This window comes from Parabacteroides sp. ZJ-118 (assembly GCF_011038785.1).
Taxonomy (GTDB): Bacteria; Bacteroidota; Bacteroidia; order Bacteroidales; family Tannerellaceae; genus Parabacteroides.
Genome location: NZ_JAAKDT010000005.1, coordinates 85,167 through 92,380 on the forward strand (window position 1 = coordinate 85,167; position 7,214 = coordinate 92,380).

A 7,214-nucleotide genomic window follows, 5' to 3' on the forward strand; every position below is an offset into this window, starting at 1 on the left:
ATTTTCCTACTTTTGTTTCATAACCTTGTGAATCTAATCAAATGGAAACAGAGAAACAGTTGATATCTCATTTGTTCCAAGACAAAGAAAATGGAAAATGGATAATACAAACCAACGATGAACATCAAAGAGGTGTTGCAGAAATGGCAGCTTCCTTTTCCGGGCAGTTCGGACTTCCCTCTTGGGGGTATACGCTTGGAATGCTTCACGACAAAGGGAAAGAGCGTGATGCATTTCAGCAATATATCCGCACGACAAGCGGTCTACCTGTGACTGACGAAAAATCGTATGGAGAGCATCATCATGCGTTTGTAGGTGGAATATTGGTGACGAACCTTATGGGGAAGAGTGTATTCAATCTTCTTGCCAACCAGATAATCTCTCATCATACAGGCCTGCATGATTATGTAGATGCGGAGAGCGTCATAGAGAAAAGGCAACTTCCCGAAGAGATAAACAAAAGAAGCTACTTACCTGTATCACAAATATTTTTTGTACTTTTGCGCTTAGTATAGTGATTTTTGTACAAATTGGGCATTTTACAGCATGATTTATGGTACACTATGGCTTGGAAGAAAATAAATATTCAGCGTGAGAATGGAGAATGGATTGATGCCCAGGCTCCAGAGATTGTTTCTGCGAGTAGAAGCACTGACATTCCGGCATTTTATGCCGACTGGTTTTTTCATAGATTGGAGATTGGATATTCTGCATGGCGAAATCCTTTCAATGGAGTGAACAGCTACGTTTCTTATAAAAATACACGCTTTATCGTGTTTTGGTCCAAAAACCCGAAACCTTTGTTGCAACATCTGGCCAAATTGAAATCTCATTCTCCAAAAATAGAGTGCTATATTCAGTACACGCTAAATGATTATGTGGCAGAAGGGCTGGAAAAAGGCGTGCCGCCATTGGATGAGCGTATTGAAACTTTCAAGGCTCTTGTTGAAAAATTAGGAAAGGGTAGAGTTATTTGGAGATTTGATCCATTAATCCTTACAGATAGAATATCGCAGGATGACCTGCTCCGCAAAATAGATTATATCGGTGACAGACTGCTCGGCTATGCAGAGAAACTTGTGTTCAGCTTTGCTGACATCGTTTCTTATAGGAAGGTGAAAATAAACTTGGAACGAAACGGCATAAACTACCATGAGTGGACAAAAACAGAAATGATTGATTTCGCAAGGAAACTGTCTGAACTCAACAAAAAATGGGGATATGAATTGGCTACTTGTGGAGAGAAACCAGAATACAGCAGATTTGGGATTGTTCCGAATCATTGTGTAGATGACAATCTGATGATACGTTTCGCTTGGAAAGACAGCGTTTTGATGAAGGTGCTTGGCGTAGAGGTAAAAACTATCGACAACGGATTGTTTGGGAGTCAAGAAATCCCGACAAATGCCATTATGCTTGATACAGGGCACTATGCTATCAAAAAGAAAGACAATGCGGACAAAGGGCAGCGTGAACTGTGTGGTTGTAAGATAAGCAAAGACATCGGTCAATACGACACTTGTGCGCATCTTTGCGAATACTGCTATGCGAACACGAGCAAGGAAACGGCTTGCAGAAACTATCGCACAGCAAAGGAAAGCGGATTAATATCAGAGACAATAACCGGAAAATAAATAGACTATGGCTGGATATTATTTTAATCTACCACAAATAACAGATTTGACTATTCCGCAACAAGCGGCATTAGATGATTTAGGACAAATCGCATTGTCTGGAGGGCCAGGTACAGGGAAATCGGTTGTTTCACTTTGGAGGCACATCTCAAACTATATAAGTAATCCTGCAAAGAGAAGTTTGTTGTTGACTTATACGACAACATTGAAAGAATATTTGAAAGCTTGCTGTAGAAGCCAGAATGAAGATGCAGCAAAAATGGTTGCGACTTCAATTAATAGTCGATATAAAATCCACAATTGCAAATTTGCGGAAATAATCATTGATGAGGCTCAAGATTTGGATGAAGAATACTATCATGGTATTTTGTCAAAGGTGTCATACGGAGCTGATGATTCGCAAATTCTTTATCCAGACCACTGCTGTTGTCAGTCGCAATTAACAAGCTTGTTTCCCGACAATGTAGAGCATGTTCTAAGCAAGAATTTCAGAAATACTCAAAGGATTATGAAATTTGCGAAAGCAACTTTCCCGAATGCCGTAATCCCAAGAGAGATAATTGATGGATTAGCAAGTAATGTTGGGGAACTTCCTGTGTTTATGGTTTCAAATGGCAGCAGTTACGACCGAACAAATGACAAACAAAATAATGCAATATTAGAGATAATAAACACCTTCAAATCAGACACACACAATATTGCTATTCTTGTTCCTTGGAAAAGCGATGTTCAAGTATTTGAAAACATTCTTAAAGAAAAGATTGATGACTTTTCTCTTTATTATGAGAACAGAGTAAGATTTCCCGATGGTTGTGCTGCCATTAAGAATGTGCATATAACAACTTTCAAATCTGCGAAAGGATTGGAGTTTGATACAGTCATTATTCCAAATTTTGACATTTTGGAAAGATTGCCGAGAATTGTCCAGGATAAAGACACTGGCGAGAATAAAATTATTTGCGACTGGCAGGATTTATACGTTGCTTGTACCAGGGCAAAAAGCAATTTATATTTGATTAGTAATTACGACATGCCGCGCCTGAATGCGGTAGTTGATAAAACTGTATTATAATATGAGAACTTACTATTTCCCTATAAAGTCTGAGTGTCTCGCACACTATTTTGGCTGTGCTTGTCTTAAACCGAGCAAGTATTTTACGAACAAACTGCAGGACATTCAGAACTTATTTGAGAATTTCTTGCTTATAACAACAAATAGGGGTTGCATTGAATGCAACTGTTGTTTGGAGATTGTCCTGACAAATGAAGAAGAAGCAAAGCTAATATCTGTAGGTAGAACGTGGTATTTATTTGAATCCTCTTTGCCTATTACTCGTGTGAAAAAGATTTTTTTCACAGAAGAGCAGCAGAAAAACAAGACCCTGACTAACATCAGAATGGGAACGGCTTTCATTCCAGATTCAATTATTGGTACAGTTTGTTGTTTCGAAGATGTCACAGTTAATGAGGTTAAGAAACCTGAAGATTGTTATGTCAAAGATCAGACAAAAGAGATAGAACTATATGATCGTATTCTTGGTGCTTTGATTATAATGAGACTGGCAAGGGAAAAGTATATGAATTTCTCAGAAACATACATTGAAACGCTTGCTGTTTTTAACAATTTAATTGCCGATGCACTTGTCAAGGCTGGAAAAGGTTCCAATGACCAATATTCTGGACTATTTACGGAATCAAAAAGTTATGCTTGTTTGTTACCCTATTTAAATAAGCAAGTAGATGTTGATGATGTAAAGCAGATGGCAAAAAACGAGGGTCAGACTGTATCTCAAAATAAAATCACAAGAAAGATAGAATTGGATAGTCTCGACAAACAGACGTATATCTTAGCTGTATTAGCAAGCTATGGGGTTGGATCCGAATCAAAAAGAGACAAAGTTGACGGATTGATTCTTTCTAATTTTGAAGGCATTAAAAGTGCGCAATTAGTCGCATTATGCTTTGGATATAACCGTGGCTACAATGTGTTTAGTAGTTTCTATGGTACATCAGAAGGCAACAGAATTGATGTAAAGTTTCTGCTTGATTCGCAATTAGACTATTACACGGTTGAGAGTGTATATCAGTTTGTCTTCAACAAGAAGATTTCTAAAAATCTCTATTATTTGGACTCATGGTGCAGCAAGCAGCGTACATCAAGCATAATAAAAAAGACAGACTATTGCGTATTAGATACAATCGTGATAGGTAAAAAAAAACCGAAGGTTGGTTCCAAAGAATGGTGGAGTTCTTTGTCTCAATTTTATCAAAGGATTGACGTTAGTTCTCTCTTTCAAACACCTTTGTCAACTCTGTTCAAGAAAGTTGCAGACCATGTTATTCAAGAATGTAATGAAGAAAAAGAAGAAGAAATCGCAGAGATAAAAGCTCAATACGAGGGAATAAAAAGTCGTTTAATGGAATTGAAAAAGACGATGGAAAACCTTTCTTTGAATCAAAGAGAAAGCTCCACAAACGAAGAAAGGACTGGTGACGTAAATCGTGAAGACATAATAAAAGAAGTTTTTGGTTATTTCGATAAGAATGACAAAGAGTTGAATGCTATCTTAAAATCTTTAGGAATAAATTCAAAAGGCTTGAAGAAGAACGAAAAGATATTCAAAATTCTGAATGCAAAAGAACAAAACATTTTTGAAAAAAATTAATATGAGCTTCTTCAATAATGCATATACAGAGGCTTCAAGTGTTGAATCGCTTGAAACCTATCTTCAAAATCATTCTGACGAATTATATGACATATATTCATCAAGGCATGATGTTCTGTCTAAAGTTTCTGATGACATTGACAAATTTGTACAACTAAAATTCAAGTATTACTCTCAACTTGATTTCTCGAGCACTCAAAACAGGTCGTTTCTGTTGATTATGATTGACTTGGCAGAACGTCTTAATTTGCAAGGTGCGATGGCTCGTCTTACAAGTCTCGTGTCAGATGAAGGAATAGAGATAACGAGCAGAATGCAGGCAGGCTTGTCCTTTGTTTACCCGAAACCCTGTACAGCTGATGATTTAGTAGAGAAATTTGATGATATTTGCCGTTTGCTTCAAATAGCTATTGAAGAAGAAGAAGACAGTAACCGTCCCTCTCTGGTTACATTCCTTAATTACTATAGTGCTGTTGTAGATTCATTGCATCCTACGAAAGCTCTGATAGTGAAGGATAAAATTCTTGAAGCTGTAAAACAAAACAAATATCCTTTCTTGAATGATGTTAAAGATGTCTGTAATATTGATGTCAATAATAAGCAAGCCTATGAACAGTTACAGGCAGCAATAGATCATCTGAATTGTCAATATATGGGTGTCTCACCGTTTGCGCCAGATGATGAGCCGTGTCTTATTGAAGAAGGTACAGAGTATGCGAATTGGATAAATTCTGGCAATAAATGTTTTGACACAATTAGACAATATGCTGTTTCTCATGCTTCCGACAGCTTTGATAAAGATCGTGGTGTTAATCCTATAACAGAAGAACAAGGGTTGTATAATTATCTGAAAAAATATGGCAATATGCATAAAGCTAAGATGCAGTCTGCTCTCGTAGAGCCTTTCCCACAGCAATTTGGTCAATCATTGACAATAATTGATTGGGGATGCGGACAAGGATTGGCATCAATGCTATTCTGTGAGAAATATTATCAAGAAAATACCAATCAAATCATTTTGATCGAGCCATCAGAATTGGCGATTAAACGAGCCTCGCTTCATTGCAAAGCCGTTAATCCAGAATGTTCTGTAAGAACAGTATGCAAGAGGCTTGATGATGTTGAGCTAAATGACATAGGCATCATAAAGAATAATGTTGTAGTGAATCTTTTCTCGAACATACTTGACATAGACGATTATTCTACACCGCATATCCTTTCGTTGATGGATGGAATAAAGAAAATAGAAAACTATTACGTCTGTGTATCCCCGCATATCAACGATATAAAAACGAACAAGATTGATAATTTCAGACGTTATTTCCAATCCATGTCTGGATATGTAGAAATCCATAACATTGACAATACAAAACTGGGGGAGTTTTGGATGTGCAACAACGTATTTAAATCAGGGGTCACTAATCACGGGTTGCAACATGGCTGCTCTCCATACCACGATGAGAATGGATGTATAAAAAAATGGACAAGAGTACTAAGAGTCTTCAAAGTGACACTCTAACTGAAAAAACGTATGCATATTCCGGGTGATACCCGTTCACCAATTCCGGTGATACCCGTTCACTGTAAGCATTCGAACAAATACACATTGTACAGCTTGAGGTTTGGTTGTTGCTTTGCAGTAGCATATACAATCCAACCTCAATTATTAGTAAGCATTTGATAAACTACAGTAAGCATTTGATAAACTACAGGTATTAAACTTTATATATAACAATAGCGACTGTCACTATGAAGCTAATAGTTGCAGTCGCTATTGTTTTGTTGAACCTATATGTTGCAGTCGGCATTAGTTGCCGGATTCCCCATTTTGTTTTGTCAATACACTTTCCGGATGTTGCAGCTTCCATCTGTGCGGAAGCAGATCTAGAAGCTCCTTATGAGTTGCCTTTTTATGATAAGGCATCCGGGCGATGATGTCATTCAGGTAATCCCTCGGATTGACATCGTGTGCCTTGCAGGTGGCCAGCAGGGAACAGATGATTGACATGTTGACCGCTGCTTCGTGGTTGCCACAGAAGAGATAATTTTTCCGTCCCAGAGTAATCGGTCGGATGACATTCTCCGCCAGGTTGTTGTCCCAAAGTGGAGAGACCGGAGCATGCTGGGACAGCATGAGGGCTGAAAACGAATGCCTAAAACGGCAATTCGCCGTTGGAAGGCATAGCTGATTATCAGTTATTTGCATTTTTCGTTTATGGTATCAGGCCATAAAAACCGGAGTATGTTGGGACAAATGCCGTTTCGAGGTAAGCATTTGATAAACTACAGGTATTAAACTTTATATATAACAATAGCGACTGTCACTATGAAGCTAATAGTTGCAGTCGCTATTGTTTTGTTGAACCTATATGTTGCAGTCGGCATTAGTTGCCGGATTCCCCATTTTGTTTTGTCAATACACTTTCCGGATGTTGCAGCTTCCATCTGTGCGGAAGCAGATCTAGAAGCTCCTTATGAGTTGCCTTTTTATGATAAGGCATCCGGGCGATGATGTCATTCAGGTAATCCCTCGGATTGACATCGTGTGCCTTGCAGGTGGCCAGCAGGGAACAGATGATTGACATGTTGACCGCTGCTTCGTGGTTGCCACAGAAGAGATAATTTTTCCGTCCCAGAGTAATCGGTCGGATGACATTCTCCGCCAGGTTGTTGTCCCAAAGCAGGCGCCCGTCGTTCAGACACCTCATCATGTTGTCCCATCGGGTATAGGCATACGTGATGGCTTTACCGGCCTGGGATCCGGGACTGTACTTGATGCCTTCCGTTTCCATCCATGCCTTCATGGCCTCCAGGATGGGACGGGCCAGTTCTTGACGCTTCGCCTTGCGTTCATCGTACGACAAGCCCGCTTCGTCACAGCGGCGCTCTATCTTGTAGACATGCTGTATCTGGG

5 protein-coding genes and 2 pseudogenes are annotated in these 7,214 nt (G+C 39.0%); 5 read left to right on the forward strand and 2 right to left on the reverse strand.

Translation table 11 applies throughout. The features are described from left to right. Positions 1-41: 41 nt before the first annotated feature. From G7Y39_RS03190 to G7Y39_RS03210, 5 genes and pseudogenes are all read left to right on the forward strand, one after another. Positions 42-461 (forward strand): annotated as a pseudogene (locus G7Y39_RS03190) (CRISPR-associated endonuclease Cas3''); the annotation flags it as partial. Between the two features lie 102 nt (positions 462-563). Continuing rightward, entirely contained in the window at positions 564-1,634 is a 1,071-nt protein-coding gene (locus tag G7Y39_RS03195; RefSeq protein WP_165155000.1) for a DUF1848 domain-containing protein, read from the forward strand. Between the two features lie 7 nt (positions 1,635-1,641). Then, on the forward strand, positions 1,642-2,706 hold the full coding sequence (locus G7Y39_RS03200; RefSeq protein WP_165155002.1) for a 3'-5' exonuclease: 1,065 nt from the start codon (positions 1,642-1,644) through the stop codon (positions 2,704-2,706). Position 2,707: 1 nt separating this feature from the next. Then, a complete protein-coding gene (locus tag G7Y39_RS03205) occupies positions 2,708-4,300 on the forward strand; it encodes a hypothetical protein (protein ID WP_165155004.1) in 1,593 nt (530 codons plus the stop codon). Next, positions 4,266-5,819 (forward strand): hypothetical protein, encoded by a 1,554-nt coding sequence (locus G7Y39_RS03210; RefSeq protein WP_165155006.1) that lies wholly within the window; start codon positions 4,266-4,268, stop codon positions 5,817-5,819. Before G7Y39_RS03205 ends, G7Y39_RS03210 begins: the two co-directional genes overlap by 35 nt. A gap of 288 nt (positions 5,820-6,107) precedes the next feature. Here the strand turns inward: G7Y39_RS03210 and G7Y39_RS03215 are convergent. After that, positions 6,108-6,398 (reverse strand): annotated as a pseudogene (locus G7Y39_RS03215) (transposase domain-containing protein); the annotation flags it as partial. Between the two features lie 286 nt (positions 6,399-6,684). Further along, positions 6,685-7,214 (reverse strand): transposase (locus tag G7Y39_RS03220; RefSeq protein ID WP_165155007.1); only part of this gene is annotated, 530 nt, incomplete at its 5' end.

Excerpts from the sequence above, each read along its gene's own strand:
- G7Y39_RS03195 (WP_165155000.1), top strand. The coding sequence starts at position 564 with ATGGCTTGGAAGAAAATAAATATTCAGCGTGAGAATGGAGAATGGATT.
- G7Y39_RS03200 (WP_165155002.1), top strand. The coding sequence starts at position 1,642 with ATGGCTGGATATTATTTTAATCTACCACAAATAACAGATTTGACTATT.
- G7Y39_RS03205 (WP_165155004.1), top strand. The coding sequence starts at position 2,708 with ATGAGAACTTACTATTTCCCTATAAAGTCTGAGTGTCTCGCACACTAT.
- G7Y39_RS03210 (WP_165155006.1), top strand. The coding sequence starts at position 4,266 with ATGCAAAAGAACAAAACATTTTTGAAAAAAATTAATATGAGCTTCTTC.